At 73.1% G+C, this 25278-nt stretch carries 26 protein-coding genes and 1 tRNA gene; 12 read left to right on the forward strand and 15 right to left on the reverse strand.

Annotated features, from left to right (window positions below; all coding sequences use genetic code 11):
* Positions 1-104 precede the first annotated feature (104 nt).
* Together R2E43_RS26460 and R2E43_RS26465 are read left to right on the forward strand one after the other, a co-directional pair.
* Positions 105-1247 (forward strand): sensor histidine kinase, encoded by a 1143-nt coding sequence (locus R2E43_RS26460; protein ID WP_332056627.1) that lies wholly within the window; start codon positions 105-107, stop codon positions 1245-1247.
* A complete protein-coding gene (locus R2E43_RS26465) occupies positions 1238-1882 on the forward strand; it encodes a response regulator transcription factor (protein ID WP_016326115.1) in 645 nt (214 codons plus the stop codon). The genes R2E43_RS26460 and R2E43_RS26465 overlap by 10 nt, the downstream gene beginning before the upstream one ends.
* A 43-nt stretch (positions 1883-1925) precedes the next feature.
* Here the strand turns inward: R2E43_RS26465 and R2E43_RS26470 are convergent, their stop codons facing one another.
* From R2E43_RS26470 to R2E43_RS26480, 3 genes are all read right to left on the reverse strand, one after another.
* Positions 1926-2144 carry an FmdB family zinc ribbon protein gene (locus R2E43_RS26470; RefSeq protein ID WP_011028303.1) on the reverse strand — a complete coding sequence of 73 codons (219 nt, stop codon included), beginning with the start codon at positions 2142-2144 and terminating at the stop codon, positions 1926-1928.
* A 56-nt stretch (positions 2145-2200) separates the two neighbouring features.
* A complete protein-coding gene (locus R2E43_RS26475) occupies positions 2201-3604 on the reverse strand; it encodes a hypothetical protein (RefSeq protein WP_011028302.1) in 1404 nt (467 codons plus the stop codon).
* Positions 3605-3675: 71 nt separating this feature from the next.
* Positions 3676-4446, reverse strand: coding sequence for a DUF4097 family beta strand repeat-containing protein (locus R2E43_RS26480; RefSeq protein WP_319130483.1), 771 nt, complete (start codon positions 4444-4446; stop codon positions 3676-3678).
* A 225-nt stretch (positions 4447-4671) separates the two neighbouring features.
* Between R2E43_RS26480 and R2E43_RS26485 the strand changes: the two genes are divergently transcribed.
* Positions 4672-4746: transfer RNA gene (locus R2E43_RS26485), tRNA-Val, on the forward strand.
* A gap of 50 nt (positions 4747-4796) precedes the next feature.
* Here R2E43_RS26485 and R2E43_RS26490 read toward each other — a convergent pair.
* On the reverse strand, positions 4797-5132 hold the full coding sequence (locus R2E43_RS26490) for a hypothetical protein (protein WP_011028301.1): 336 nt from the start codon (positions 5130-5132) through the stop codon (positions 4797-4799).
* 114 nt (positions 5133-5246) lie between these two features.
* Here R2E43_RS26490 and R2E43_RS26495 point away from each other — a divergent pair, with 114 nt between their 5' ends.
* Together R2E43_RS26495 and R2E43_RS26500 are read left to right on the forward strand one after the other, a co-directional pair.
* Complete coding sequence (locus R2E43_RS26495) at positions 5247-5780, forward strand: GNAT family N-acetyltransferase (protein WP_030871381.1); 534 nt, start codon at positions 5247-5249, stop codon at positions 5778-5780.
* Positions 5781-5784: 4 nt separating this feature from the next.
* Entirely contained in the window at positions 5785-6018 is a 234-nt protein-coding gene (locus R2E43_RS26500; RefSeq protein ID WP_011028299.1) for a DUF2277 domain-containing protein, read from the forward strand.
* 89 nt (positions 6019-6107) lie between these two features.
* Here the strand turns inward: R2E43_RS26500 and R2E43_RS26505 are convergent, their stop codons facing one another.
* The 4 genes from R2E43_RS26505 to R2E43_RS26520 all read right to left on the reverse strand — a co-directional run bounded on the left by R2E43_RS26505 (position 6108) and on the right by R2E43_RS26520 (position 10065).
* Positions 6108-6782: a DedA family protein gene (locus R2E43_RS26505; RefSeq protein ID WP_051815150.1), complete on the reverse strand. Its 675-nt coding sequence runs from the start codon at positions 6780-6782 to the stop codon at positions 6108-6110.
* A 138-nt stretch (positions 6783-6920) separates the two neighbouring features.
* Positions 6921-7382 carry a DoxX family protein gene (locus tag R2E43_RS26510; protein WP_003976454.1) on the reverse strand — a complete coding sequence of 154 codons (462 nt, stop codon included), beginning with the start codon at positions 7380-7382 and terminating at the stop codon, positions 6921-6923.
* A gap of 255 nt (positions 7383-7637) precedes the next feature.
* The gene (locus tag R2E43_RS26515) at positions 7638-9332 is read right to left on the reverse strand and encodes an alkaline phosphatase D family protein (RefSeq protein WP_030871388.1); all 1695 of its coding nucleotides are present in this window, start codon (positions 9330-9332) and stop codon (positions 7638-7640) included.
* A gap of 88 nt (positions 9333-9420) precedes the next feature.
* Positions 9421-10065, reverse strand: coding sequence for an HNH endonuclease family protein (locus R2E43_RS26520; RefSeq protein WP_003976456.1), 645 nt, complete (start codon positions 10063-10065; stop codon positions 9421-9423).
* A 521-nt stretch (positions 10066-10586) separates the two neighbouring features.
* Here R2E43_RS26520 and R2E43_RS26525 point away from each other — a divergent pair.
* Both R2E43_RS26525 and R2E43_RS26530 read left to right on the forward strand, forming a co-directional pair.
* Positions 10587-11168: a TMEM165/GDT1 family protein gene (locus tag R2E43_RS26525; protein ID WP_003976457.1), complete on the forward strand. Its 582-nt coding sequence runs from the start codon at positions 10587-10589 to the stop codon at positions 11166-11168.
* Positions 11169-11316: 148 nt separating this feature from the next.
* Positions 11317-11982 (forward strand): HAD-IA family hydrolase, encoded by a 666-nt coding sequence (locus R2E43_RS26530; protein WP_332056628.1) that lies wholly within the window; start codon positions 11317-11319, stop codon positions 11980-11982.
* Between the two features lie 38 nt (positions 11983-12020).
* On the opposite strand, the gene R2E43_RS26535 is transcribed toward R2E43_RS26530, so the two are convergent.
* Positions 12021-13262 carry a peptidoglycan-binding domain-containing protein gene (locus tag R2E43_RS26535; RefSeq protein WP_161270031.1) on the reverse strand — a complete coding sequence of 414 codons (1242 nt, stop codon included), beginning with the start codon at positions 13260-13262 and terminating at the stop codon, positions 12021-12023.
* A 165-nt stretch (positions 13263-13427) separates the two neighbouring features.
* On the opposite strand from R2E43_RS26535, the gene R2E43_RS26540 reads away from it, so the two are divergent.
* Positions 13428-15497, forward strand: a complete 2070-nt coding sequence (locus R2E43_RS26540) for an MDR family MFS transporter (RefSeq protein ID WP_016326112.1) — start codon at positions 13428-13430, stop codon at positions 15495-15497.
* Positions 15498-15533: 36 nt separating this feature from the next.
* Here R2E43_RS26540 and R2E43_RS26545 read toward each other — a convergent pair whose 3' ends face one another.
* Complete coding sequence (locus tag R2E43_RS26545) at positions 15534-16067, reverse strand: GNAT family N-acetyltransferase (RefSeq protein ID WP_003976461.1); 534 nt, start codon at positions 16065-16067, stop codon at positions 15534-15536.
* 165 nt (positions 16068-16232) lie between these two features.
* Here R2E43_RS26545 and R2E43_RS26550 point away from each other — a divergent pair, with 165 nt between their 5' ends.
* Both R2E43_RS26550 and R2E43_RS26555 read left to right on the forward strand, forming a co-directional pair.
* A complete protein-coding gene (locus tag R2E43_RS26550; protein WP_003976462.1) occupies positions 16233-16904 on the forward strand; it encodes a hypothetical protein in 672 nt (223 codons plus the stop codon).
* A gap of 4 nt (positions 16905-16908) precedes the next feature.
* Positions 16909-17502: a hypothetical protein gene (locus tag R2E43_RS26555; RefSeq protein WP_332056629.1), complete on the forward strand. Its 594-nt coding sequence runs from the start codon at positions 16909-16911 to the stop codon at positions 17500-17502.
* Between the two features lie 10 nt (positions 17503-17512).
* Here the strand turns inward: R2E43_RS26555 and R2E43_RS26560 are convergent, their stop codons facing one another.
* A complete protein-coding gene (locus R2E43_RS26560; protein WP_003976464.1) occupies positions 17513-17920 on the reverse strand; it encodes a DnaJ family domain-containing protein in 408 nt (135 codons plus the stop codon).
* An 88-nt stretch (positions 17921-18008) separates the two neighbouring features.
* Here R2E43_RS26560 and R2E43_RS26565 point away from each other — a divergent pair, with 88 nt between their 5' ends.
* Complete coding sequence (locus tag R2E43_RS26565; RefSeq protein WP_016326109.1) at positions 18009-18401, forward strand: FHA domain-containing protein; 393 nt, start codon at positions 18009-18011, stop codon at positions 18399-18401.
* Between the two features lie 55 nt (positions 18402-18456).
* On the opposite strand, the gene R2E43_RS26570 is transcribed toward R2E43_RS26565, so the two are convergent.
* The 3 genes from R2E43_RS26570 to proP are packed head-to-tail and all read right to left on the reverse strand — an operon-like array spanning position 18457 to position 21103.
* The gene (locus R2E43_RS26570; RefSeq protein WP_003976466.1) at positions 18457-19128 is read right to left on the reverse strand and encodes an O-methyltransferase; all 672 of its coding nucleotides are present in this window, start codon (positions 19126-19128) and stop codon (positions 18457-18459) included.
* Complete coding sequence (locus tag R2E43_RS26575) at positions 19125-19688, reverse strand: GNAT family N-acetyltransferase (protein ID WP_332056630.1); 564 nt, start codon at positions 19686-19688, stop codon at positions 19125-19127. The genes R2E43_RS26570 and R2E43_RS26575 overlap by 4 nt, the downstream gene beginning before the upstream one ends.
* Before the next feature lie 26 nt (positions 19689-19714).
* A complete protein-coding gene (proP, locus tag R2E43_RS26580; protein WP_189285467.1) occupies positions 19715-21103 on the reverse strand; it encodes a glycine betaine/L-proline transporter ProP in 1389 nt (462 codons plus the stop codon).
* A 410-nt stretch (positions 21104-21513) separates the two neighbouring features.
* Between proP and R2E43_RS26585 the strand changes: the two genes are divergently transcribed.
* On the forward strand, positions 21514-23592 hold the full coding sequence (locus R2E43_RS26585) for a bifunctional glycosyltransferase 87/phosphatase PAP2 family protein (RefSeq protein WP_161270029.1): 2079 nt from the start codon (positions 21514-21516) through the stop codon (positions 23590-23592).
* On the opposite strand, the gene R2E43_RS26590 is transcribed toward R2E43_RS26585, so the two are convergent.
* Positions 23546-25201, reverse strand: coding sequence for a hypothetical protein (locus R2E43_RS26590; protein WP_332056632.1), 1656 nt, complete (start codon positions 25199-25201; stop codon positions 23546-23548). The two genes, R2E43_RS26585 and R2E43_RS26590, sit on opposite strands and share 47 nt — an antisense overlap.
* Positions 25202-25278: the final 77 nt, after the last annotated feature.

A 25278-nucleotide genomic window follows, 5' to 3' on the forward strand; every position in this document is an offset into this window, starting at 1 on the left:
AGGGACCCTGAGGAAGACCGCATGATCGATTGCGGTGTACCGCAGGCGGGAATTGCGGTTTTCCGCAGTGTGCCCGCCCACCGCGCCCGACTAGCCTCACGATCATGCGAGTCATGGCGCGACGTCTAGTGCGGTGCGGGGCGGGCCTCATCCTGGGGACCGCCGCGGCCGCCGTCGAGCTGCTCTTCGCCCTGTTGGCCGGCGTGGCCCTGCTGCCGGTGGCCGCCTGGCCGAAGGGGCGCCGTGCCGTACTGCGCCCGGTCCTCGCGGGCGCGCGGATCCTGGCGGAGCTGGAGCGGGGCCGGCTGCGGATGTGGCTCGACCTCCGCGTCACACCCGCGTACGAGGACGTGCGGGCGCTGCGGTACGTCGCCTGCCACTGGGCCCTGGGCGTCCTGGGCGGGGTCGTGATGCTGACGGCCGCCATCGGTCTGGCGTACGGCACCTTCGGGGTGTACGGCTGGCTCCTGCTGGACGGCATACGCAACCCCGGTTCGCTGGTCCTGGGCAGTCTGGGCGGCTTCTTCCTCGTGTTCCTCACCGTGCAGGGAATATTCGGTGTGGTGGGACTGGAGGGGCAGCTGGCCCGGCACTTCCTCGGCCCGCGCCACCAGGAGGAGCTGGAGCGGCGGATCGCCGAGCTGTCCGCCAGCCGCGCCGCGGTCGTCGACGCGGTGAACGACGAACGGCGCCGCATCGAGCGCGACCTGCACGACGGAGTGCAGCAGCGCCTCGTCGCCCTCGGCATGCTGCTCGGCCGGGCCCGCCGCAGCCAGGACGCCGACCGCCGCGACCGCCTGCTGGGCCAGGCCCACGACGAGAGCCGCCGGGCCCTGGACGAGCTGCGCGAGGTGGCCTGGCGGATCTACCCGACCACGCTGGACGAGGCGGGGCTGCGCGCGGCCCTGGAAACGGTCGCCGAGCGGGCGTCGGTACCGGTGGGAGTGGAGTACGCGCTGGCCGAGGAGCCCGAGCAGGCCGTGGCGACCGTCGCGTACTTCGTCGTCTGCGAGGCGGTCACCAACGCGGTCAAGCACGCGGCGCCGACCCGTATAAGCGTCGCGGTCAGAGCGGAGGAGAAACGGATGTACGTGAGCGTGCGGGACGACGGCTGCGGCGGGGCCAACGCCGCGGGCAGCGGACTGTTCGGGCTCGCCCGGCGCGTCGCCGCCCTCGACGGCAGCCTCAGCGTGGACAGCCCCCCGGGAGGGCCGACCCTCGTGGCCGCGGAGCTGCCATGCGGGTGATCCTCGCCGAGGACTCGACCCTGCTCAGGGAGGGGCTGGTGCGGCTGCTGGCGGAGGAGGGCCACGAGGTCCTCGCGGCCGTCGGCAATGCCGAGCTGCTCCTGAAGGCGGTCGCCGAGGACCCGCCGGACGTGGTCGTCGCCGACGTCCGGATGCCGCCCACACACACGGACGAGGGCCTGCGCGCGGCCCTGGAGATACGCGGGCGGTGGCCAGGGGTCGGAGTGCTGGTGCTCTCGCAGTACGTCGAGAAGCGGTACGCGACCGAGCTGCTCACCGGGGAGACGGAAGGAGTCGGATACCTGCTCAAGGACCGGGTGGTCCAGGTCGACGAGTTCCTCGACGCGCTGGAGCGGGTGGCCGCCGGACGCGCCGCGTTCGACCCGGAGGTCGTCCGTCAGCTGCTCGGCCGGACGACGCACACCGACCTGCTCGCCCGGCTGACCGTGCGGGAGCGGGACGTGCTGGCCGAGATGGCGCAGGGCCACACCAACGCGGCGATCGCCCGTCGGCTGCACATCTCGCAGAGCGGGGTGGAGAAGCACACCAACGCGATCTTCGACAAACTCGAGCTGACCGGAGGGGAGGGCTATTCACGCCGCGTGCTGGCGGTGCTGCGCTACCTGGGGAGCTGACGGGAGCCGAGGGGGACCCGGCAGGAGCGGAAGGGCGCCGGGCTCAGCCGCAGCAGCCGCCGCCGCAGCAACCCCCACCGCCACCGCCGCCCGACGACGGCGCCGGTGCGGAGGCCGAGCCGCCGACCGCGACCGTCGACAGCAGCTTCACCGTGTCGTCGTGACCCGCCGGGCAGGCGGCGGGAGCGGAGGACTCGGCCATGGGACGGCTCAGTTCGAAGGTGTCGCCGCAGCTGCGGCAGCGGTACTCGTAGCGAGGCATGGGCACAGATTAACCGGCAGGGCCGGCCCCGGGTCCCGGTCGGCCGATCTCGGTGATCAGTGACCGGCCCCGCGCTCCTCGCGGATCTGGGCGACCACATGGGCCACCGTCTGCCGGACCGCTTCCGTCTCCGTGAGGAAGTGCCAGTAGTCGGGGTGCCGCCCCTCCAGCGTGGTGATCGCCCGTTCCAGCCGGGCCACGGCCTCGTCCAGGGGACGCGCGTGACGGGCCTCGGGGGTGTTGCGGCCGGCCATGGCCAGGCGCTGGGCGTCGCGGATGGCGAAGCGGGTGCGCTCGATCTCCTGCTGCGGGTCCTTCTGCACGGCGTTGAGCTGCCGCAGCCGGTCGCCGGCCGCCGATACGGCCTCGTCGGTGGAGTTCAGCAGCGCTCGGACCGTCGACAGCAGGGCGGTGGCGTCGGGCCAGCGCTGTTCGTCGCGGGCGGCCTGGGCCTCGGCCAGCTTCCGCTCGGCCTGCCGGACCGATTCGGTGGCCTGGTCCGGCACGTGCTGGAGGTCCTGCCAGCAGGCGGCGGTGAACCGGCGCCGCAGCTCGCTCAGCACCGGCTCGACCTGCTCGGTGCGGGTGGTCAGCGCCTGGGCGCGGGTGCGCAGGGAGACCAGGCGGTGGCCGATCTCGGCGGCGCGCTCGGGCAGTCGTTCGGCCTCGGCGCGGACCGCCTCGGCCTCACGGGTGACCCGTTCGGCCCGCTCGAGGGTCTGGGGCACGCCGTGCTGTCCCGCGCCCTGGTTCAGCCGGGTCAGCTCCGGACCGAGGGCGGCGAGACGGGTGGCGAGGTCGTCCGCCCGCAGACCGGAGCCGCGTGCGGCGTCCAGGGCGTTGGAGGCGGCGAGCAGAGCCTGCCGGGCGCGTTCGACGGCGGGCGCCAGCCGGGCCAACTGGGTCTCCGCCTTGCCGAGCAGGGGGCCGAGGCCCTCGGCGAAGTGGTCGAGTTCCTGCTTGACCCGGCCCAGCTCGGTCCTGGCGGCGGTCAGTTCCGTGCGGGCGTGGGCGGCGGCGGACGCTTCCAGGTCGTCCCGGTCCAGGTCGTGGGCGTCGACGGCGCTGATGTACTGGTGGCTGACCTCGTCGATGCGCCGGCCCAGGGCATCGAAGTCGGTGACCGCGCGCCGGGCGGCGGGGGAGGAGTCGACGGCAGCGATCGTCTCTATCGAGATCCGCAGGTCCCGCTGGGCGGTGTCCAGTTCGTAGAACGCGGCGGCCGCGTCGTCCTTGGCGGTCTGGGCCTCCGCCCGCTGGCTCTCGGCCCGCCCGCCGAACCAGCGCCGGGTACCGCCCCCGGCGAACGCCGCGGGGAGCGCGATCACGGCGAGCAGGGGCAGACCCATCAGGGTGAGCGTGCTGGTGACCGCGCCGGCCCGGCGCCGACGCGAGCGGTGCGGCAGGCGCTGGGCGCGCGCCACCATCGGCGAGTACGGCTGCGATGGCGTCGCCGTCACATCACTCTCCCGTGTCGTCCGTCCTGCCCGGGTTCATTCTCCCACCCGTTAGGGACGAACACACGGGCCGGTCAGTTCGCGGTTCGCACGGTGATTCCGCCGTCACCGGACCGGGCGTCGACGACGTGCGCGCTGGTGTCGTCGGTGGGCACGGACACGTCGACCGAGCCGTCACCGGTGTCGGTGGACACCTTGTACGTGGCCCGGGGAAGCGAGATCGTCACGGAGCCGTCGCCGGTGCGGGACTCCACCTGGTCCGGGACGGTGCCCAGCTCCAGCCGGACCGAGCCGTCGCCGGTCTGCGCCCGGACCCGGCGGGAGGAGACCGCGGCCCGTACGGAACCGTCGTCGGTACGCAGTTCCAGCGGCCCGGAGGAGTCGGTGACGTGCACGGAGCCGTCGCCGGTGCGGATGTTCAGCGCGTCCTCGAACCCGCTCGCCCGCACACTGCCGTCCCCGTCCCTCACCTTGACGGCGACGCCGCGCGGCACCTCGATGCGGTGCTTGGCCGCGCAGTCGGCGACCACGCCGGAGCAGTGCATCCGCAGCACCAGCCGGTCGCCGTCCATCTTCCAGGTCACCTCGGGGTCCGAGCCGAGGGCGACCGACCCGGAGAACCACCGCGTGACCTGGACCTTCCCGGAGGCGTGGTCGTCCGAGGCGACGATCTCCAGGGCGGAGTCGTCGGAGTCGACGGTGAGCGTGCGGCCCTGGAGGGCGAACGACCGGTGCTCGGGGGCGTTGTCGTCCGAGGCGGAGGCGCAGGCGCTGAGGCCCGCGACGAGGACGGCGACGGCGCCGACGGCGGCGAACGCGCGGACGGGAACGGTACGGGCGGGCATGGCGGTCTCCCCCTGGAACGGACGACGAGGCGCCGCACCCGGGGCCATCCGCGCCGGCGGAGCCCTTCTCGGTGAGGCTCTTCGACCGTACGGAGCGGGCGCTCCCGCGGGGATCCGGGCCGCTACCGGATCGAGGGTGGGGTTAACCCCCGATCCCCGGGTGAGCACGGCGGGAACGCGTTTGCCGGGCAGCGCCCCGGGCCATGTAGGCTGTCGACTCGTCCTGGGTGCGTAGCTCAGGGGTAGAGCGCCTGCCTTACAAGCAGGATGTCGGCGGTTCGAAACCGTCCGCGCCCACCAGGACCGGCGCCGTCGTCGGAGCCAAGGCCCCCGGAGATCTTCCGGGGGCCTTACGCGTGCGGGCCCTCATGAGCGTGCTTCAGCTCCGACCGGGCGCTCACCTGGTCGGGACCGGTCATCTCCGACCAGTAGCGATGGGTGCTGACGAACACGGCCAGCTCGCGCTCGCGCTGCCGCAGCTTCTCGACCTCGGCCTGCTCGTCCGCCGACCAGCCGGGGGAGGCCGGGCGTTCGACCTTGCGCCAGCCGTTGTCGTCACTGAAGCCGTCGAGCGGTTCGACGGACCAGGGAAGTCTCTTGAGCAGGGCCGACAGCTCGGCCCGGACCTGATGCAGTTCCTCCTGACCGGCGAGGAGATCACTGGGGAAATCATAGGTCGTAGCCACGTTCCAATGATACGCCTGTTCGATTTTGAGGCGCGCGTTCCCTTCGGTGGTTCACGCGAACGGGTGGCCCGCGGCCCGGCCCGACTGTCAGACCCCTGCCCTACCGTGAAAGACATGGACGGCATGGACGAGCGGAACGCGCCGGGCGGGGAGCGGGTGTGCCTGGTCCCCTGGGCGGAGGGGGACCTGTGGCTGCTGCGCAGGACCAACAGCCCGGAGATGACCGTGCACCTCGGCGGCCCGGAGAGCGAGGAGCGGCTCCTGGCCCGGCACCGGCGGTACGTGGAGCCGGCACCCGGGCAGATGTACCGGGTGACGCTGGCGGACGGCGGTGAGACCGTCGGCTCCGTCGGGTACTGGCAGCGGACCTGGCGGGACACCGAGGTGTGGGAGACCGGGTGGGGCGTGCTGCCGGAGTTCCAGGGGCGGGGGCTGGCCGTGCGGGCGGCCCGCGCGGTCCGGGAGGTTGCCCGCACCACCGGGACCCACCGGTATCTGCACGCCTTCCCGGGTGTCGGCCACGCCGCTTCCAACGCGGTCTGCCGAGGGGCCGGGTTCACGCTCCTCGGGCAGGTCGACGCCGAGTATCCGAAGGGCCGCCGGATCAGGTCGAACGACTGGCGGGTGGACCTCGAGGGAGGAGACTGACGTCATGTGCCGCAGCATCAAGACCCTGCGTCCGCCCGTGCTGGCCGAGGAGGCCACCGAGGACGAGATCAGGGCCGCCGCCCTTCAGTACGTACGCAAGGTCTCCGGATTCCGTGCGCCCGCCGCGCACAATCAGGAGGTCTTCGACCGCGCCGTCGAGGCCGTCACCGCGGCCACGACCGAGCTGCTGGCCGACCTGGAGATACGGGGAGGCGGCGGAGCGCGAAAGGCTTCCTGAAGCCTCGCTGCCGAGGTTTGCGCGGTTACGAGCCACCGCCGCTACGAGCCTCCGCCGCTCCGAGCCGCCCGCGCTCCGTGCCGCCCGCGCTACGAGGCCTCGGTCGTTCGCGGCTGGCGGCGCATCAGGTATGCCGCTGCCGCGCCCGCGCCGAACAGCGCCACCAGTGACACTCCCGTCGCCAGCCAGGTGGCGCCCAGCCACTGGCCGCCGAAGTAGCCGAGGGCGACGCTGTACGCGGCCCACGCCAGGCCGGCCAGGGCCGACCAGGGGAGGAACTCGCGGACCCGGCGATGGGCCGAGCCGGCGACGAGTGAGACCACCGAGCGGCCGGCCGGGGCGAAGCGGGCCAGGACGACGAGGGCGCCGCCGCCGCGGGCCAGGGCACCGCCGAGACGTTCCTGCGCGGTGGTCAGCCGCCGGGAACGGGCGATCGCGCGGTCCAGCCGTGCCCCGCCGCGCCAGGCGAGGCGGTAGACGGCCAGGTCGCCGACGACGGACGCGGTCGCCGCGCAGAGCGTGAGGACGAGGATGTCGGGGACGTCCTCCGGGACCCGTCCGGCAGCCGCCGCTCCCGAACCCGCGGCCGCCGCCGTCGCCGCCGTGATCACCAGGACCCCGCTCGGCAGCACCGGCAGGAAGATGTCGAGGAGCACCGAGGCGCCCACCAGCACATAGATCCATGGGCTGCTGACCAGCGACCCGATACTTCCCAGACCTTCGACCACGACAACTCCCCGGTACTCCCCCGTGGGCCGGGCCATGCCGCGAGACGCGGGGACGGCAGGAGCGGCCAATGACAGCCATACAGCGTACGCCCGGGGTGTGACAGAGGGTTCACAGGGGGCTTGTGTGATCGACGCAGGGCGTTCACACGGGGGAGGGGGCCCGCGGCGGTCCGCTCAGGCGGCGACCGGCGTCTGCCGCTCGGGGGCGGACTCTTCCGGCTCGGACGCGCGCCGGGCGAGGAGACGGTCCAGGCCGAAGGCGCCGGAACCGGTGAAGGCGAGCAGCAGGAAGGCCCAGCAGAACATGGCGGGGGCCTCGCCGCCGTTCTCCATAGGCCACAGGGCGTCCGGCTGGTGCACCTTGAAGTAGGCGTAGGCCATGGAGCCGGAGCAGATGACCGCTGCCGGGCGGGTGCCGAGGCCCAGCAGGACGAGGCCGCCGCCGACCAGTTGGATCACGGCCGCGTACCAGCCCGGCCAGGTGCCCGCGTCGATCGTGCCGCCCGTCATCGCGGCGCCGCCGAGGACGCCGAAGAGGGAGGCGGCGCCGTGGCAGGCGAAGAGCAGGCTGACGACTATGCGGAACAGGCCGAGAACGTACGGCTGGGCGCTGGTGCTGTTGAGGCGTGCGGGCATGCGGGGGTGCTCCTTCGGTCGGCCGGCCGGGGCGGGCCGGTGGGGGACGGAACCGAGTGGGCTGCCCACGTTAGGTGAGCCTAATGAGTACTTGCAAGTTCAACATTCCGCCATAACCTGACGTGCGGTCACCTGCCCGACGCTGCCGCAGATCCAGGTGGGAGCGCTCCCACACCCGCGGTGCGGCCCGCCGATGTGACTCGATTCATACCCCGTCCCGCCCTCACCGACTCCTGCCGGAACAACGCCATACGGCTACGTCAACTCCCGGTCCGCGACCGTCCGCAGGACATGTGTCCCGTCCCGGTCCGCGCGGGCCTGTTCCAGGCGCAGCCGGGCCGACCGCCCCCGCAGGGTCAGCGTCATGATCTGGTTCCCGAACCAGGGCCCGCCGGTCCTGCGCCAGCTCACCGACGGCGGCGCACAGCGTCCGTGCCGGGCGATGCGCCGCCCGAGGGCCCGCGCCGGAGCACTCCAGCCGAAACGGAAGCCGAGGCGGATCGAGAGCGGCACCGAATTGTGGACGGGGGAGCAGGTCAGCTGGGCCACCCGCGCGTCGGGCGTGCGCCCCGGCCACGACGGCTCGGCCACGTAGGCGTGGTGGACGTCGCCCGACAGCACGCTCACCGACGCGGGCGCCCCGGGCCCGGTACCGGCGTCGGCGATCAGGTCGCCGAGGGCGTCGAAGGACGAGGGGAACGCGGACCAGTGCTCCAGGTCGGCGCCGCGCCGTATCCGTTCCCCGGCCCGTGCCCAGCGGGCGCCCCGCTCGCCGCCGCACATCGCGGCGTTCCACGCCTCCACGTCGTGCACCAGATGGGGCAGCAACCAGGGCAGGGAGGTGCCGATCAGCAGGTGGTCGTAAGCGCCGTCGCTGTCACTGCCGCTGTCACTGCCGCCGTCTCTGTCGCCGTCTCTGTCGCCGTCGCCCCGGCCCTCCATGACCTGCTCGCGCAGCCAGGCGGCCTCGCCCGGGTCGAGCATCGTGCGGCGGTCCTCGTCCAGGACGCGGGCCGCGCGGGAGTCGACCATCAGCAGTCTCGTGCGCCCGAAGTCGCGCCGGTAGCTCCAGCGGACGGAGGCCGGATCGGCGTCGGCCCGTGCGGCGAACTCCCGCACGGCGTCGGTGCCGTCGGACGCCTCGCGCACGGTCGTGTAGAGCGGGTCGGCGGCCAGTTCGTCCGGGGAGAGGTTGCCCAGTTGCTGGTACACCCAGTACGACATCAGCCCGCTCAGCACCCGCTCCTGCCACCAGTCGGTGGCCCGCATGTCGGCGAGCCAGGCGGCGGAGGTGTTCCAGTCGTCGATGACGTCGTGGTCGTCGAAGATCATGCAGCTCGGCACGGTGGACAGCAGCCAGCGCACCTCGGGGTCGAGCCAGGACTCGTAGTAGAGGCGGGTGTACTCCTCGTAGTCGGCGACCTGGTCGCCGGGGCCCGCCGTCACGTCGCGGCGGCCGGCGATCCACTCACGCGTGGCGTCGGAGATCTCGTCGGCGTACACCTGGTCGCCGAGCAGCAGCAGCACGTCCGGGCGGGTGCCTGAGGGATCGGCCGCGACGCGGGCGGAGAGGGTGTCCAGGGCGTCGGGACCCACCCTGCCCTTGCCTCCCGAGGGCGGCGCCGCCCAGCGGCAGGAGCCGAAGGCGACGCGCATGCCGTCGTCGTCCCCGGGCGTGGCGATCACCGAGGGCGGGAAGCGGGAGTCGGGCGGCGGCCACACGCCCGTGCCGTCGAGCAGCACCTCGTACTCCGTCGCCGTGCCGGGGGTCAGGCCGCCGACCGGGACCAGGGCGTAGTGGTGGTCGGCGATCCGGAAGCTGTGGGCCGTGCCCCGGGCGCCGTCGGCGCAGCGCACCTCGGCGGTGCAGGGGCGGTCCGTCTCGACCCAGACGGTCGCGCACGAACCGTCGGTGTACCTCAGCAGTGGGCCAAGGCGCAGTTCCGCCATGATGATCCTCTCCTCCGTCGCCCCGTACGGTACGGAACGACGGAGGCCGGCGGGGAGGTTCCGCGCCGAACGTACGGTGTACGGGGCGTCAGCAGTTGGCGAGGTAGCCCTGCAGCGCGGACTTCTCCGCCGAGTCGACCGAGAGGTCGTAGTAGTACTTCACCTGCACCCAGGCGCGCACGTACGTGCAGCGGTAGGCGCTGCGCGAGGGCATCCAGGTGGCCGGATCCTGGTCGCCCTTGGACTGGTTGACGTTGTCGGTGACCGCGAGCAGCTGGGGCCGGGTCAGGTCGTTGGCGAAGGACTGCCGGCGCGAGGTGGTCCAGGAGTCGGCGCCGGAGTCCCAGGCCTCGGCGAGCGGCACCAGGTGGTCGATGTCGACGTCGGAGGAGGCGGACCAGGTGGCGCCGTCGTAGGGGGAGTACCAACTGCCGCTGGTGGCGGCGCAGGAGGAGTCGGTGACGACGTTCGTGCCGTCGCGCTTGAGGATCGTCTCGCGGGTGTTGCAGGTGCCGGACTGGGTGATCCAGTGCGGGAAGAGGTCGCGGTCGTAGCCGGTGCGGTCCTCGGTGGCCACCGTGAGGGAGGCGAGGTAGGTGCGGGCGGTGGCGGCGCTGACCGGGGTGGGGAGGGCGGCGGAGGCGGCCGGGCCGTTGAGGAGCCCGGCGGAGGCTATGAGCCCGGTGAACGCGGCGAGGAAACCGAGCCGTCGACGCGCGTAGAACTTCGGCATGCGAACTCCCTTGGGGTGTGGGGGTGTTGGGACGCGGGCAGGGGAATGCTCGCGACGCCGCATGGCGCACAGGTGTGCGGTCGGTAAGAAGTTAGTGACGTGTGCATGGCGCGTCTAGGAGTGCGACGGGACTCGTCACAGGACTTTGACGAGTGCCGTCGTGGGACCCGGCGGGCCTCGTCGTGGGACCCGGCGGGTCTCGGCGCGGGATCCGGCGGGTCTCGGCGCGGGACTTTCGGCCCTCGGTGCCGTCCGGAGGTTCGCGTACTATGGACGGCGCAGAAGGGGAGTAGCTCTTCGCCGGACCGTCGACATACTGCTCAGCCCGCCTGAGCCGGCGCCCGGAGGCAGGCCTCGTACGCGAGGCGGGCCAGCGAGACCTTCGGCAAGCAGTGCACGCCCGTGCCGTACGGCAGGGGTGGATCCGTGTGCTGCCGTGCCGAGGTGTCGCGCGTCGCGCAGATCGTGAGGTCCGCGCAATCAGCACTCTCGGTGGGGTGGCCCCGACCGATTGAGGAATCTTGATCAGCCTGACCGTGACGGCGCTCGTCTTCGGTGTCGTCTTCCTCGCCGAACTGCCCGACAAGACCGCCCTCGCCGGCCTCGTCCTCGGCACCCGCTACCGCGCCTCGTACGTCTTCGCGGGCGTCGCCGCCGCCTTCCTGCTGCACGTCGTGCTGGCGGTCGCGGCCGGCAGCGTCCTGACCCTGCTGCCGCAGCAGCTCGTGCACGCGATCACCGGTGTGCTGTTCCTGGGTGGCGCCGCCGTGCTGCTGATGAAGAAGGACGACGAGGACGAGGAGATCCGCAAGCCGGAGGACCAGTCCTTCTGGAAGGTCGCCGGGGCGGGCTTCATGCTCATCCTGGTCGCCGAGTTCGGCGATCTGACGCAGATCATGACGGCCAACCTCGCGGCCCGTTACGACGACCCGCTCTCCGTCGGCCTCGGCGCGGTACTCGCGCTGTGGGCGGTGGCCGGGCTCGGCATCGTCGGTGGAAAGGCCCTGATGAAGCGGGTGCCGCTGGGGCTGATCACGAAGATCGCGGCCGTGCTCATGCTGGGCCTCGGCGTATGGAGCCTGTGGGAGGCGATCGCCGGCTGAGCGGCCGGCGGCGGGTGCGCGTGGGTGCGTGCCGGTGGCGCGAAGCCGCTCTATTTTGTACCGTGGATGAACAAAGTGGCTCCCGCCCGTTCTCCCTGACCGGCGGGCGGGGCCGCCTTGTTTCCTCCCTGTCCCTTGGAGTATGCCGATGACGGCCACCGCCAGCACCGTTCTGCCCGCCCGCGCCCTGCTGCTCGACATGGACGGCACCCTCGTCAACTCGGACGCCGCCGTGGACCGCGTCTGGCGGCGCTGGGCCGACCGGCACGGACTGGACGGCGACGAGGTCATGAAGGTCGTCCACGGACGGCAGGGCTACGCCTCGATGGCGCTGCTGCTGCCGGACCGGCCCATGGAGCACAACCACGCCGACAACGCGCGCATGCTCGCCGAGGAGACCGCCGACACCGAGGGCGTCGTCGCGATCCCCGGCGCCGCGGAGTTCCTCGCCTCGCTGCGCGGGCTGCCGCACGCCCTGGTGACCTCGGCCGACGTGGCCCTGTCCACCGCGCGGATGGCCGCCGCCGGGCTCGCGCAGCCGGACGTCCGGGTCACCGCCGAGTCGGTCGGCGCGAGCAAGCCCGACCCGGAGGGCTTCCTCAAGGGCGCCGCCGAACTGGGCATCGCCCCCGCCGACTGCGTCGTCTTCGAGGACTCCGGCGCCGGCATCGCGGCCGGGCGCGCCGCCGGGATGCGGGTCGTCGGGGTAGGACCGCGCGCCGGGTTCCACGGGCCGGACGTGGTCGTGGAGGACCTGACGCGGGTGCGTGTCGAGGCCGGCGCGGACGGCGGGCTGCGCCTGCACATCGGCTGACGGGGGCTTGACGGGGGCTGCCGAGCGGCCCGCCGCCCCTACGGCTCCCGGGTCTCCGACTCCAGCTTGCGGCGGGTGTCCGGGCCGTAGACGCCGACCCTGTCGGTGCGGATGCGGTTCTCCCACTGGTACTGGCGGACGGCGTCCTCGACCTGGCGGTCGTAGTCGCCGTCGAGGTCGCCCCAGTACATCCACTTCTCCTTCAGGCGCTGCTGGAGTTCGACGACCTCCGGGCCCTGGTCCCCGCGGCTCAGCGTGCCGCCGTCGGGGCTGTCGTCGTCCCCGGACTCCTGCGGGGCGTCGTCCGCAGGCGTCGTCGTGCTCTGCGACGGCTCGGCCGACCGGGACGGTGTGGGCGAGGCGCTCGACGCCGACGCCGACGGGGACGGCGAGGCCGAGGCGCTGTCACTGGCCGACGGGGAGGCGGACGCGGACGGGGAGGCGGAGGCGGAGGGCGACGGGGAGGCGGAGGACGCGCTCGGTTCCGCACTCGGCGAGGACTCGCCGGTCGACGGATCCGGCACGCTCGCCCGGACCTCGTCCGGCATCGCCCCGTCCCGCGACGGGGTGTCGTACGAGAACAGGCCGCTGGCGAAGCCCGCCGCGCCGATCACGACCACGACCGCTCCGGCGGCACTCAGCAGGACGCCCCTGCGCCGCCTCCGCGGCGGCCCGCCGTCGCCGCCCGCGCCTCCCCTGCCCGGGTCCGCCCGGGGGAGGGGTGTGGTGGCGGAGGCATCGAACAGGCGCAGGTCGTGCGCGCTGGGGGAGCCGGCCGAGGGGGCCAGGGGCGTCGGCAGCGCGGAGGCCGCCTCCATGTCCCCGTCGCGCGGGTCGCTGCCGGAGGCGGCTCCGGTACCTGCACCGGCACCGGCACCTGCACCTGCACCGGCACCTGCACCGGCTCCGGCGCCGACGGCGCGCAGCGTCATCGTGGCGTCCGGGTCGGACCCGGGGGATGCGGGCGGTACGGGGGATGCGGGCGGTGTGGGCGACGCGGGCGGGACGAGGTGCTCGCCGGACGCGCCGGCTGCGTCGGACGCGTCGGGCGCGCCCGAAGGGTCCCCGGCCGTCCCGTCCAGTTCGACGTACGGCCGTATGCGCAGCGGATCGAAGTCCTCCGCCGCTGCCGCCTGGGCCGTGCGGGCGTCGCGCAGGGCGTCGGACGCCCTGGTTCCGCAGGCGCACGACGGGGTGTTGTCCGCCGCCCTGGGTGTGCCGCACTCCGGGCAGGCGGCCCCCGCCGGCCGGTCCTGCGACGGCTCCTTCTGCTGATCCACGCGTTCGTCCCTCCCCTCGCGACCCCCTCGCGACCTCCAGAGATTATGCAGATCTTCTCCATACTTCGGCGCACACGCCCCCGGAATACCGGCTTCCCGGAGGACTGAAACGGCCATAACTGGTCACACCGACCAGGATGGACCGTGACACCTGTGGAGGTCGGGATGGCCGGAGACGTGCGCGAGGCGACGGAGTCGGAGCCGGACCCGGCGCGGCCCGCCGCACCGGGGGAGCGGGAGCAGGTCTCCAGCGGCGTACTCGTCTCCATCGGAGCCCTGCTCCTCGGCATGCTGCTCGCCGCACTCGACCAGACCATCGTGTCGACGGCACTGCCGACCATCGTCAGTGATCTCGGCGGACTCGAGCACCTGTCCTGGGTGGTCACCGCGTACCTCCTGGCGGCCACCGCCGCGACCCCGCTGTGGGGCAAGCTCGGCGACCAGTACGGGCGCAAGAAGCTGTTCCAGCTGGCGATCGGGATCTTCCTGGTCGGTTCCGCGCTGTGCGGCATCGCGCAGGGCATGGGCCAGCTGATCGCCTTCCGCGCCCTCCAGGGCCTGGGCGGCGGCGGGCTGATGGTGCTGTCGATGGCGATCGTCGGCGACCTGGTCCCACCCCGTGAACGCGGCCGCTACCAGGGGCTGTTCGGCGCGGTCTTCGGTGCGACCAGTGTGCTCGGGCCGCTGCTCGGCGGGGTCTTCACCGAGCACCTGAGCTGGCGCTGGGTCTTCTACATCAACCTGCCCATCGGCGTCGTCGCGCTCGCCGTGATCGCCGCGGTCCTGCACATCCCGCGCCGCACCACCCGGCACGTCATCGACTACCTCGGCACCCTCCTCATCGCCTCCGTCGCCACCTCCCTGGTCCTGGTGGCCTCGCTCGGCGGCACGACCTGGGCCTGGAGCTCCCCGCAGATCATCGGCCTCGCGGTGCTCGCCGTCGTCCTGGCCGTGCTCTTCGTGGCCGTGGAGCGCAGGGCGGCCGAGCCCGTCCTGCCGCTCAAGCTCTTCCGCGTCCGCACCTTCACGCTCTCCGCCGTCATCAGCTTCGTCATCGGCTTCGCGATGTTCGGCGCGATGACGTACCTGCCGACGTTCTTGCAGGTCGTGCGGGGCGTCACGCCCACCATGTCCGGTGTGTACATGCTGCCGATGGTGTTCGGCCTGCTGCTGTCGTCGACCGTCTCCGGGCAGATCGTCAGCCGCACCGGCCGCTGGAAGGTGTTCCCCGTCGCGGGCACCGCCGTCACCACCCTCGGGCTGCTCCTGCTGCACCAGCTCGACGAGAACAGCGCCACCGCCGAGATGGGCGCCTACTTCTTCGTCTTCGGCCTGGGCCTCGGCCTGGTGATGCAGGTCCTCGTCCTCATCGTGCAGAACGCCGTCGCCTACGAGGACCTGGGCGTCGCCACCTCCGGTGCGACCTTCTTCCGGTCCATCGGCGCGTCGTTCGGCGTGGCCATCTTCGGCACGATCTTCGCGAGCCGCCTCGGCGACCAGCTCACCGACGCCTTCCGGGGCGCCGCCCTGCCGCCCGGCGTCTCCGTGGACACCCTCAAGGCCGACCCGCGCGGCATCGGCGCCCTGCCGCCCGCGCTGCGCCCCGAGGCGATCCACGCCTACGCCTCCTCCATCACCGACGTCTTCCTCTACGCCGCCCCCGTCGCCCTGCTCGCCTTCCTGCTGGCCTGGTTGCTCAAGGAGGACCGGCTGCGCGGCTCGGTCACGGCACCGGACGCCACCCAGACCCTGGCCAGCAACCCGGTGGAACGCTCCTCGCACGACGAGGTGTGCCGCGCCCTGTCGGTGCTCGGCACCCGGGAGGGCCGCCGGGAGATCTACCGCAGGATCACCGCGCGGGCGGGCTACGACCTGCTGCCCGCGTCCAGCTGGATGCTGCTGCGGGTCAGGAAGTACGGCCGGGTCGAGCCGGCCCAGCTCGCCGAGCGCAGCCCGGTCCCGCTGGCCGCCGTGATGGCGGCGGCCCGGCAGGTGGAGGAGCGGCATCTCGCCGTCCGCGAGGGCCCCGACCTGGTCCTCACCCGCCAGGGCCGCGAGGTCGCCGAACGGCTGGCGCTGGCCCGCGAGGAATCGCTTGCCGAACTGCTCGGCGACTGGTGGGGGCCGGACCGCCCGACCGACCTGGTGCGGCTGGTGCGGGAGCTGACCGGGGAACTGTGCGGCTCGGAGCGGGAGCGCCCGCACGAGGGGCGGACGCCCGCGCGGGCAGGCTGAGCGACGCCGTCGGGAGTCGCGGTCGGAGCGCGGCCGTCAGGATCCGCGGTCGGAGCGCGGGCGTCGGTAGTCGCGGTCGGAGCGCAGCCGCTTGGCGAACCAGTGCTCCGCGTACGGACTCTCGTTGTACGCCTCGGTCTCGGTGTAGCCGAGGCGCGCGTACAGGGCGCGGGCCTCGACGAGGTCGCCCCGCGTGTCCAGGACCATGCGCTCCGCCCCGAGCGCCCGTGCCGCGTCCTCGGCGGCCCGCACGAGCAGCGCGGCGCCGCCCCGGCCGCGCATCGGGCCGTACAGGAAGACCCGGGTCAGCTCGGCGGTGGTGTGGTCCAGCAGCCGGACGCCCGAGGAGCCGGCCGGTTCACCGCCGTAGCGCGCGACCAGCAGGCGTCCGCGGGGCGGTACGAGGTCGGCACCGGGGTAGGCGGCGATCTCCCGCTCCAGCTCGTCGGGGTCGGTCGCACGGCCCTCGTGGAGCCGGTACCAGCGGTCGCTCACCTCCGTGTAGTACGCGCGCCAGAGGGCGGCGGCGACGGGGGAGTCGTACGGTTCCGGGTCGACGGTCCAGGTCATGACCCGCATTGTCGGCCGGGGACCGGCATCCCGGGCAAGCGCATTTTCCCACCGGTGTGCCGTCGGCGCACGCCGTGCGCCGTTTGAGCGCGGACTGCGGGGCAACACGAACGGCGAACCGGCCCGCTCGTAGAGACGGCAGGCCGACAATCCCGGAAGGCACTCATGTCCACAGGCGTGATCATCGCTTTGATCGTGATCGTGGCGGTCGTGCTCGTCGTCGCGGCCGTCCTTGCCCTGCGCGCGCGGGGCCCCCAGCACGGCGGAAGCCTGAAGCGGCGCTTCGGGCCCGAGTACGACCTGGCCGTGGCACGGCACGACGGCGACACCAAGGCGGCCGAACGCGAACTGGCCGAACGGGTGCGGCGGCACGGGTCGTTGCACACGCGTCCCCTCGAACCCGCCGAGCGTGAGCGCTTCGAGGCGCGTTGGGCCGCGGTCCAGGAGCGCTTCGTCGACTCCCCGCGCGAGGCGGTCGGCGAGGCGGACCGGCTGCTCGCGGAACTCGCCGGCGCCCGCGGTTTCCCCGACGGCGGCCAGTACGAGGAGCAGCTCACGGCGCTGTCCGTGCACCACGCGCACCACGTCGAGGGCTACCGCCGCGTGCACCGCGTGACCCACACCCGCGTGGACGACGCGCGGGACGGGGGTGCGGGCACGGAGGAGATGCGTGAGGCCCTCGTCGAGGCCCGGGCGCTGTTCGAGGCCCTGGTACGCCAGGACCGCCACGACCACGGCCGACAGCGGGCCGGTACGGAAGCCGACGCGTCGCCCGCGCAGCCCGCCCGCACGTCCCACACATGGTCGCTCGGCAAGCGCCGGCCGAAGGAGAGCTGAGGCAATGTCCGACACGACAGGCAAACGCGGCACCCCGACCGAGCCCCGCACCCCGACCGAGGCCCGCACCCTGGCCGAGCCCGGCACCGCTGCCGGTGTCGGCGCGGCCCCCGAGCCCGGCGTGATCCCGGAGCGCGGCACGAGCGCCGGGCCCGGCGCGACGACCGAACCCCGCACCCCCACCGAGCCCCGCACCCCGACCGAGCCCCGCACCCCGACCGAGCCCCGCACCCCGACCGAGCCCCGCACCCCGACCGAGCCCCGCACCCCGACCGAGCCCGGTGTCACCGGCGAAACGGCCCCGGTGGCCGCCCGCTCGCTCCTCCCGCCCGGGGAGTCCGACCGACTCGGTGAGCGGCTGCACCACGCCGTGGCCGGGTTCGTCGACGCGCCGCGGGCCTCCGTGGAGGAGGCCGACCGGGTCCTGGAGGAGATCGCCGCCCGCTTCGCGGACGCCGTGGCGCACCGCCGCCGGACCCTGCGCACCTCCTGGCAGGAGGCCGACAAGGACCGGGGCACGCCGAGCACGGACACCGAGCAACTCCGCCTGGCCCTGCGGGACTACCGCGAGCTGGCGGACCGGCTGATGCGCCTGTGAACGACGGGCGTCACCGCTCCGCCCGGCCCTCCCGCCACTGCCGTACGACCTCTTCGACGTCGTAGGGCTTCAGACCCAGCGGGGGGCCGGGCGGCGGCTTGAACATGACGTCGCGGATCTTGACGTTGATCTCCTCGACGATGCGGCGGACCACTCGCTCCGACGGTGCCTTCGCCGCCGCTTCCAGGGCGTCCTCCGCCTCCTTGCGCAGGGCCAGCGTGGGCGGCAGTACGGAGAATCCCTCGCGGGCCATCTTCCGCTTGACCCACCACAGTTCGTCGTAGGTGCTGTCCATCTCGCTCGGCAGGGGCTTGCCGACGCCGGGCAGTTCGGCGAACTCGCCGCGCGCGTCCGCATCACGGATCTGTTTGTCGACCCAGGACTCGAAGTCGACGCCAGGTGGCTTTCGCTCGGTCATGACCCCATTGTGCCGGACGCCGGACACGGCTTCACCGGTCGATCTATCATGCGGCGGCGACAAGGCAACGGACCTCGAAGGAGCGCACGTGCTCGAACTCACCATGGCCGCCGTCACCGCGGCGGACGCGGGCGCCACGGCCGGCATGCAGATGGCCGACGCGCCCAGCGAGCCGGACGCGGTGCTGCGGGTGGGCAGGGACAAGTCCGTGTGCCGGCTGTCGACGCCGGACGACTGGCTGTTCGTCTCCCGGGTCCATCTCGAGTTCCGCTGCGGAGCCGACGGCACCTGGCGGCTGAGCTGGCTGCGCGGCTCCCAGGCGGACCCCTCCAGCGAGGTCCGGCTGACCATCGGCGAACACCGGCAGGCTCTGCCGTACGGCGGCACCGTGCCGCTGCCCCGGGGCGGCAGCGGCGAGGTGGTGGTGCAGGACCGCGCCGAGCCGCGCAGCGTCAACGTCGGCTTCTACCACGAGGTGTAGGCCCGGCCCCCGCGCCTGGGTCGGCCGCCCGCCCCCCCGTGCCCGGGTCGGAAGCTCAGGCCAGCACACGCGCCAGCGCGAACCCGTCGTACCCCTTGGTTCCGACCGTCTGGAGGGCGGTGCCGCTGAGCCGGGGGTGGCTGCCGATCAGCTCGATGGCGGCGCGGGTGCCGCGTACGTCGTCGCCGGTGTCGCCGGCGTCGGCCACCCGGCCGCCGCGGACCACGTTGTCGATGACGATCAGGCTGCCGGTGCTGGTGAGTCTCAGGGCCCACTCGAGGTAGTGCGGGTTGTTGCCCTTGTCGGCGTCGATGAAGACCAGGTCGAAGGGCGGCGGGTTCTCGTCGGCGAGCTTCGGCAGGGACTCCAGCGCGGGACCCACCCGTACGTCGACGAGCGCGTCGAGTCCGGCGCGGGCGATGTTGCGGGTGGCGACCTCCGCGTGCCGGGCGCTGTACTCCAGCGTGACCAGGCGGCCCTCGGCGGGCAGGGCGCGGGCCAGCCAGATGGTGCTGTAGCCGCCCAGGGTGCCGATCTCCAGGATGGTGCGGGCGCCCTGGATCTGGGCGAGGAGCTGGAGGAGCTTGCCCTGGTTGGCGGCGACGTTCACCGGGGGCAGCCCGGCGGCGTCGCTCTCCCGGCGGGCGGCCGCCAGGGCGTCGTCGTCCGGTGCGAGGTGGGTGACGAAGTAGGCGTCGACGTCGTCCCAGACCTGCGACTCGCTCATGCGGGGCCTCCCGTGTACGTCGTGACGTGTTCCCCGCGTGTGGGCCGGACCTGTGCCCCGCGACGGAAGAGCTGGCGGGAGCCGCCCTCCGGGCCGGGGGCGACGACTTCGGCGGGGGTGAAGCCGAGGCGCTCGTAGAAGGCGCGGGCGCCGCTCTCGGTGGCGCCGGGGTGGTCGGCGCCGAAGGTGACCACCTCGATGCCGGCCGGTTCCCGCACCCACCTGCGCATCGCGTCCCGCATCAGCGCACGGCCGACGCCGCCCGCGCGGGCCTGCCGGGACACGACCAGCCAGTGGACGTGGTGGACCGGCGCGTCCGCGTCCGTGTCCGTGCCGAACAGGAGCCCACCGAGCAGCTCCGTGCCCGTACCCGCACCCGGGCCGGCGTCGGTGTCCGGGTCCGGGGCGACGGCGACCAGGGCCGCGCCCCGGCGGATGTGCTCGCGCACCGCGTCGTGGAATCCGGCGTCCTCGACCATCGGGCCGAACCAGTGCTCCACCTGGCCCGCCAGGCCCAGGAAGCCGGGGAAGTCTCGCTCCTCGGCGAGTCTGACCATCATCCTGGCAGTCTCGCAGACAAGGGCGGTCAGCGCCGTTGCTCCACCGCCGGTGCCGAGCCCGGCAGCGGGCGGCCCGCCGACTCCGTCATGAACCACACCGCCACGCCGCCGACCACGGCCGCGGCCATCATGTAGTACGCGGGCATCATCATGTCGCCCGTCGCCCCGATCAGCGCCGTCACCACCAGCGGCGTCGTCCCGCCGAACAGCGACACCGAGACGTTGAAGCCGATCGACAGCGAGCCGTACCGCACCCGCGTCGGGAACAGCGCCGGCAGCGCCGACGGCATGGACGCCGTGAAGCAGACCAGCAGCAGGCCCAGCGCACCCATGCCCAGGGCCACCGCGAGCAGGCTGCCCTCGCGGATCAGCAGCAGCGCCGGGACGGACAGCAGCAGGAAGCCCGCGCAGCCCGCCGCGATCACCGGCCGCCGCCCGACCCGGTCGGTCAGCGCGCCCGCGAACGGCTGGACGACCATCATCAGCGTCATCACGCCCAGCACCACGAGCAGCCCGTGCGTCTCGTCGTACTTCAGTTCGCTGGTCAGATAGCTCGGCATGTACGACAGCAGCATGTAGTCGGTGACGTTGAAGACCAGCACCAGGCCGACGCAGAGCAGCAGCGCCCGCCACTGACCTGTGACCATCTCGCGCAGCGGCACCTTCACCCGCGCCGTCTCCGCCTTCGCCACCTCGGCCGCGAACGCCGGGGTCTCCTCCAGCCGCATCCGCAGGTACAGGCCGACGATGCCCATGGGGCCCGCGATCAGGAACGGGATGCGCCAGCCCCACGACATCAGGTCGCCGTCCGACAGCAGAGCCGTCATCAGCGTCACCAGACCGGCGCCGCCGATGTACCCGGCGAGCGTGCCGAACTCCAGCCAGCTGCCGAGGAACCCGCGCCGCTTGTCCGGCGCGTACTCGGCGATGAAGGTGGACGCGCCCGCGTACTCACCGCCGGTGGAGAACCCCTGCACCAGCCGGGCGGCCAGCAGCAGCACCGGCGCCCAGACACCGATCGTCGCGTACGACGGGATCAGGCCGATCGCGAACGTGCCCGCCGCCATCATGATCATCGTCACGGCGAGCACCTTCTGCCGCCCGACCCGGTCCCCGAGCGGGCCGAAGACCATGCCGCCCAGGGGGCGCACCAGGAACGCCGCCGCGAAGGCGCCGAACGTGGAGAGCAGCTGCGCGGTCGGGTTGCCCGACGGGAAGAAGACCTTGCCCAGCGTCACGGCGATGTAGCTGTAGACGCCGAAGTCGAACCACTCCATCGCGTTGCCCAGCGCCGCCGCCTTGACGGCACGCCGGACGAGGGCGGGATCGGTGGCGGTGGGCGCGCCGGGGGCACGCGGCACGGCGGATGCGGGGGTGGTCCGGAACGGGGGAGTGGCGACGGGGGCGGCCGACAAAACTACGCTCGCCTGCTTTCGACGGGGACGGGGACGGAGGCGGGGGAAACGCCACGACCCGCACGGCGGCGCTGTCGCCGGGCCGGAAAGAGCCCACGGCACTCGGCCACGGGCGGAAAAGCGACCATAGGCGCTGATGCGCCGTTTACGCCCGGTATGCTTTTCGTTGCACTGTGCACCAAAATGGCGTACACGCAGGGGACATGCGCGCGCCGCGTGCCGTTCCCCCACCCGCGCTCTGTGATCCTTCTCGCTCCCCGGGTCGAGAAGCGGGCGGCTGTCAGGTTGAGTGGGGGGCGCTCGCGTCTTCCTCCGGGGGTGGTGCGAGCCTCATAGGGTTCGCAGGGACGGCACACCGCGTCCACGAGCGCGGTACGTACGGTACGAACGGGGCGGGAGGCCGACGAGGCGTGGCGAATGCGGAGCACAGTGGGCGACCGGCGGAGTCCTTCGGAGCCTCGGCCGCCGACGTGACCAGAGCACGATGGCGCGTCGCACGCCTCGGCCTGTGGCTGATCGCCGCCGTGCTGGCCGTACGACAGGTGGCCGCGGTCCTCGGCACCCCGCGCGGGGAACGCCTGACGGACCTGGAGACCTGGGTCGGCGAGCACGGCGTCCTGCACGTGGAGGGGTCCCTCTACGACTCCACCCAGTTCACCGGGACGCCGTTCGTCGGTCTCGTCCTCAAACCCTTCACCCGCGCCGCCGAGCAGGCCCTCGGCTGGGGCTGGACCTTCGGCTCGCTGCTGCTGGTCGTCGCCCTCGGCCTGGTCGCCGCCCGCGCCCTGCCCCAGCCGGTCGGACGCCGTACGGCGCTGCTGGCGGCGCCGGTCGCCATCAGCCTGCTGATGCTGTCGCTCCCGGTGCGCAACGCGTTCTGGCTCGGCCAGACCAGCATCATCCCGGTCCTCCTCGTCCTGCTCGGCTGCTTCGCCGTACGCGGGGCCCAGGGCGACCGGGCGGGCGGCGTGCTGATCGGTGTCGCCGCCGCCTTCCAGCCGACCGTTCTCCTCTTCGTCCCGCTGCTGTGGTTCACCGACCGCAGACGCGCCGCCGTGTCGACCGGGATCACGTTCGCCGCCTGCACGGCCGTCGCCTGGGCGGCCATGGCCCAGGACTCCTACACGTACTGGGTGCACCACATGGCGGGCGTCGGCCTGGGCGGCGAGGCCGACGACCTCGCCAACCAGTCGCTGCACGGCGTGCTCCTCCGCCTCGGCCTGAACGGCCCGCTGGAGATCGCCCTCTTCCTCCTGCTCGGCGCCGCCGTCGCCGTCCTCGCGCTGCGCCGCGCCGTGCGCTACGCCCGCGACGGCCAGCTGCTGCTCGCCGTCGCCGTCACCGGCTGCGCGGCCGTGGCCGTGTCCCCGGCCACCTGGCAGCACCAGCTGCTGTGGGTGCTGCCCGCGGTCGTCGGCCGGGTCGGCAGGCGGGCCTCGGACCGGTACGTGTGGCCGGTCGCCGTCGTCCTGGTGATGACGCTGCCCGCGAAGATGATGCTGCCGGACATGTCGGCCCTGTACCCGCTGCGGGACAACGTCGTCCTGCTCGCCGCGCTGGCCGCCGCCGTCGCCGTGCCCTTCCTGCCGCGCACGTCGCCCTACTTCGACACCCCGGTCCCCACGGCCTACGCGCCCCCCGTCCCGACCCGGTTCAAGCACGTCCCGCTGCTGCCGTTCCTGCGCCGGGTCCTCACCCGCCCCAACCTCCTCCTGGAACTGCTCCTCATCCGGGTCACCTACGCCGCCTACTCCCAGGTCCGCCTCGCGGCGACCGGCGGCAGCAACTCGGCCGGCCGGGCGCGCGCCGAGGAGCACGGCACGCAGATCCACGACATCGAGCGGTTCCTGCACATCGACATCGAGCACGCGATCAACCACGCGGTGGTCGAGGTCGGCTGGCTGCGGGACTTCTTCGACTTCTACTACACGTCGTTCCACTTCGTCGTCCCGCTGGCCGTCCTCGGCGTCCTGTACTGGCGCCGGCCCGTCGACTACCGCTGGGCCCGTGCCTCCCTGGGCTTCGCCACCCTGCTGGCCCTGGTCGGCTTCTGGCTCTACCCGCTGGCCCCGCCGCGGCTGATGCCAGGGCTCGGGATCATCGACACCGTGCACGGCGTGCAGGACTTCTCCAAGCCGGACTACGGCACGCTGACGCACCTCACCAACCAGTACGCGGCGATGCCGTCACTGCACTTCGGCTGGTCCCTGTGGTGCGGCGTGGCGATCGCGATCATCGCGCCGAGGATGTGGATGAAGGCCCTGGGCCTGCTCCACCCGCTCTTCACCGTCTCGGCGATCGTGGCGACCGGAAACCACTGGGTCCTGGACGCGGTGGGCGGCGCGGCGGTGGTCGCGGCGGGCTTCGGTCTGACGTACTGGTTCCAGGGCCCGCGGGCCCGGACGGCGGCGGCGAAGGAGGTCGCGGCGCCCGCGCCCGGCGTCAGCAGCGATCCCCCGGCCCCGGCGAAGGACCGTACCGGGAGCTGATCCGGTACTCGCCCGGCGCCCCGACGGTCAGCCGGGTGAACTCGCCGTCCTGCTTCAGGCACCCGCCGTCGCTGCGCAGCCACGGCGACCAGGCGACCCGCACGGTCACCGCGCCGGGCCGCTCCACGCGCAGTACGAGGTCGGCGGGGCCGGTGGACACGACGGTGCCGGGCGCGGAGACGAGCGGTACGGCGTCCCGCACCCGGAAGACCAGCCAGTGCGGGTCCCGCCAGACGGGCTCCAGCCAGTCGGGCCGCAGCTCCGGGTCCCGTACCAGCTCCGCCTCCGCCCTGGCCGGGCCGTCCGGCCTGCCGAGCGGAACGACGACGAAGCCGACCGCCCACCGGTCCAGCCACTCCCGGTAGGTGGCCGCGGAGAAGCTGCCGTCGTAGAAGAGGCGGCCGCGTTCCACGTCGAGCTGCCGGTTCCAGCCGCGGGCCAGGTTGACGTGCGGGGCGAGCAGGGTGGCCTCGCGGTGGTTGCGGGCCGGCACCACCTCCACCCGCGTGCGGTCGGCGCCGAGCCCTTGCAGGGCCGCCACGACACCGTCCGTCTCGGCGGCCCAGGCGGGCACGACGGTGGACACCCGCAGATCGGAGACGGTCTTGCCGCCCACCCACCACACGGAGTAGGCGAGCGCGACGGCCAGCAGCCCCCGCGCGAGCCGCCGCACCCGGTCCGCGGTGAGCGCGGGCGGGGCGGTGAGCAGGGCCGCCAGCAGCACGGCGGGCGCGAACAGCTCCGCGAACCGTTCGACGTTCGTCCCGACCGGCGAGGCGATCAGATACGTCAGCACGGTCCCGAGCGCGTAAACGGCCCCGCTCCACCGGGCGACCCGCCAGGTACGCGGGGCCAGCACGGTGACGGCGAGGCCGAGCAGGACCGGCGGCCAGATGCGGGCGAACGCCATCGGCTGCTCCCCCGTGAAGGGAAAGAACAGCGTCGTCAGCCCGACCACGGCCGCCGGGGGTATGAGCAGGCAGAGGGCGCGCCCCCAGTCCCGTACGAGCAGGAACGCGGCCCCCACGACGGCGACGAAGAGCCCGGCCACCGGCGAGGCCATCGTCGCCAGCGCCGCGTACCCGGCGGCGAGCCACAGCCGCCGCTCCCGCACCAGCGGCACGCAGGCCGCCAGGGCGAGCGCGACGCCGAGCGCGAAGGTGGCCCGGCCCGAGGCGACGTCGCACCACAGCGCGAGCGAGGCGAGCAGCGCGGGCCACACCGGCCGGCGCACCCCGCACCGCACGACCAGCACGGCCGCCAGCCAGGAGGCGGCGAGCCCGGACACGACCGTGACCGTGCGGACACCGACCAGCGCCATCAAGTACGGGGAGATGACGCTGTAGTTGGCGGTGTGCATCCCGCCGTACCAGAACAGCCCGTACGCCGAACCCCCGTGCCGCGACGCGAAGTCCGCCCACGCCTCCTGCGCGGCGAGGTCACCGCCGCCGGTGGCGAGAAACGCCCACCACACCACGTACAGCGGAACGGTGGGCAGCGTGGCGAGCAGCGGCACGCGATGCCGGCGCCCGAAGGCGCGCAGGGCGTCACCCGGACGTCTGTCCTGACGCTGTTCGGTCCGGGTGACGGTGAGTTCGGCAGGGGCCACGGTCGGGGTTTCCGTTCGAGGTCATCGAGGGTGCCCGGTGTGGACACACGTGCGAAGACGATAATTCGAACGGAAAC

The organism is Streptomyces violaceoruber (genome assembly GCF_033406955.1).
Taxonomy (GTDB): domain Bacteria; phylum Actinomycetota; class Actinomycetes; order Streptomycetales; family Streptomycetaceae; genus Streptomyces; species Streptomyces violaceoruber.

Bases quoted from the DNA above. Each gene is read 5' to 3' on its own strand.
- R2E43_RS26470 (WP_011028303.1), bottom strand. From the start codon at position 2,144: ATGCCTCGCTACGAGTACCGCTGCCGCAGCTGCGGCGACACCTTCGAA.
- R2E43_RS26505 (WP_051815150.1), bottom strand. From the start codon at position 6,782: ATGGCCCGGCCCACGGGGGAGTACCGGGGAGTTGTCGTGGTCGAAGGT.
- R2E43_RS26570 (WP_003976466.1), bottom strand. From the start codon at position 19,128: ATGAGCGAGTCGCAGGTCTGGGACGACGTCGACGCCTACTTCGTCACC.
- R2E43_RS26530 (WP_332056628.1), top strand. From the start codon at position 11,317: ATGACGGCCACCGCCAGCACCGTTCTGCCCGCCCGCGCCCTGCTGCTC.
- R2E43_RS26575 (WP_332056630.1), bottom strand. From the start codon at position 19,688: ATGATGGTCAGACTCGCCGAGGAGCGAGACTTCCCCGGCTTCCTGGGC.
- R2E43_RS26480 (WP_319130483.1), bottom strand. From the start codon at position 4,446: ATGCCCGCCCGTACCGTTCCCGTCCGCGCGTTCGCCGCCGTCGGCGCC.
- R2E43_RS26460 (WP_332056627.1), top strand. From the start codon at position 105: ATGCGAGTCATGGCGCGACGTCTAGTGCGGTGCGGGGCGGGCCTCATC.
- R2E43_RS26540 (WP_016326112.1), top strand. From the start codon at position 13,428: ATGGCCGGAGACGTGCGCGAGGCGACGGAGTCGGAGCCGGACCCGGCG.
- R2E43_RS26520 (WP_003976456.1), bottom strand. From the start codon at position 10,065: ATGCCGAAGTTCTACGCGCGTCGACGGCTCGGTTTCCTCGCCGCGTTC.
- R2E43_RS26500 (WP_011028299.1), top strand. From the start codon at position 5,785: ATGTGCCGCAGCATCAAGACCCTGCGTCCGCCCGTGCTGGCCGAGGAG.
- R2E43_RS26465 (WP_016326115.1), top strand. From the start codon at position 1,238: ATGCGGGTGATCCTCGCCGAGGACTCGACCCTGCTCAGGGAGGGGCTG.
- R2E43_RS26560 (WP_003976464.1), bottom strand. From the start codon at position 17,920: ATGACCGAGCGAAAGCCACCTGGCGTCGACTTCGAGTCCTGGGTCGAC.
- R2E43_RS26510 (WP_003976454.1), bottom strand. From the start codon at position 7,382: ATGCCCGCACGCCTCAACAGCACCAGCGCCCAGCCGTACGTTCTCGGC.
- R2E43_RS26495 (WP_030871381.1), top strand. From the start codon at position 5,247: ATGGACGGCATGGACGAGCGGAACGCGCCGGGCGGGGAGCGGGTGTGC.
- R2E43_RS26545 (WP_003976461.1), bottom strand. From the start codon at position 16,067: ATGACCTGGACCGTCGACCCGGAACCGTACGACTCCCCCGTCGCCGCC.
- R2E43_RS26555 (WP_332056629.1), top strand. From the start codon at position 16,909: ATGTCCGACACGACAGGCAAACGCGGCACCCCGACCGAGCCCCGCACC.
- R2E43_RS26550 (WP_003976462.1), top strand. From the start codon at position 16,233: ATGTCCACAGGCGTGATCATCGCTTTGATCGTGATCGTGGCGGTCGTG.
- R2E43_RS26515 (WP_030871388.1), bottom strand. From the start codon at position 9,332: ATGGCGGAACTGCGCCTTGGCCCACTGCTGAGGTACACCGACGGTTCG.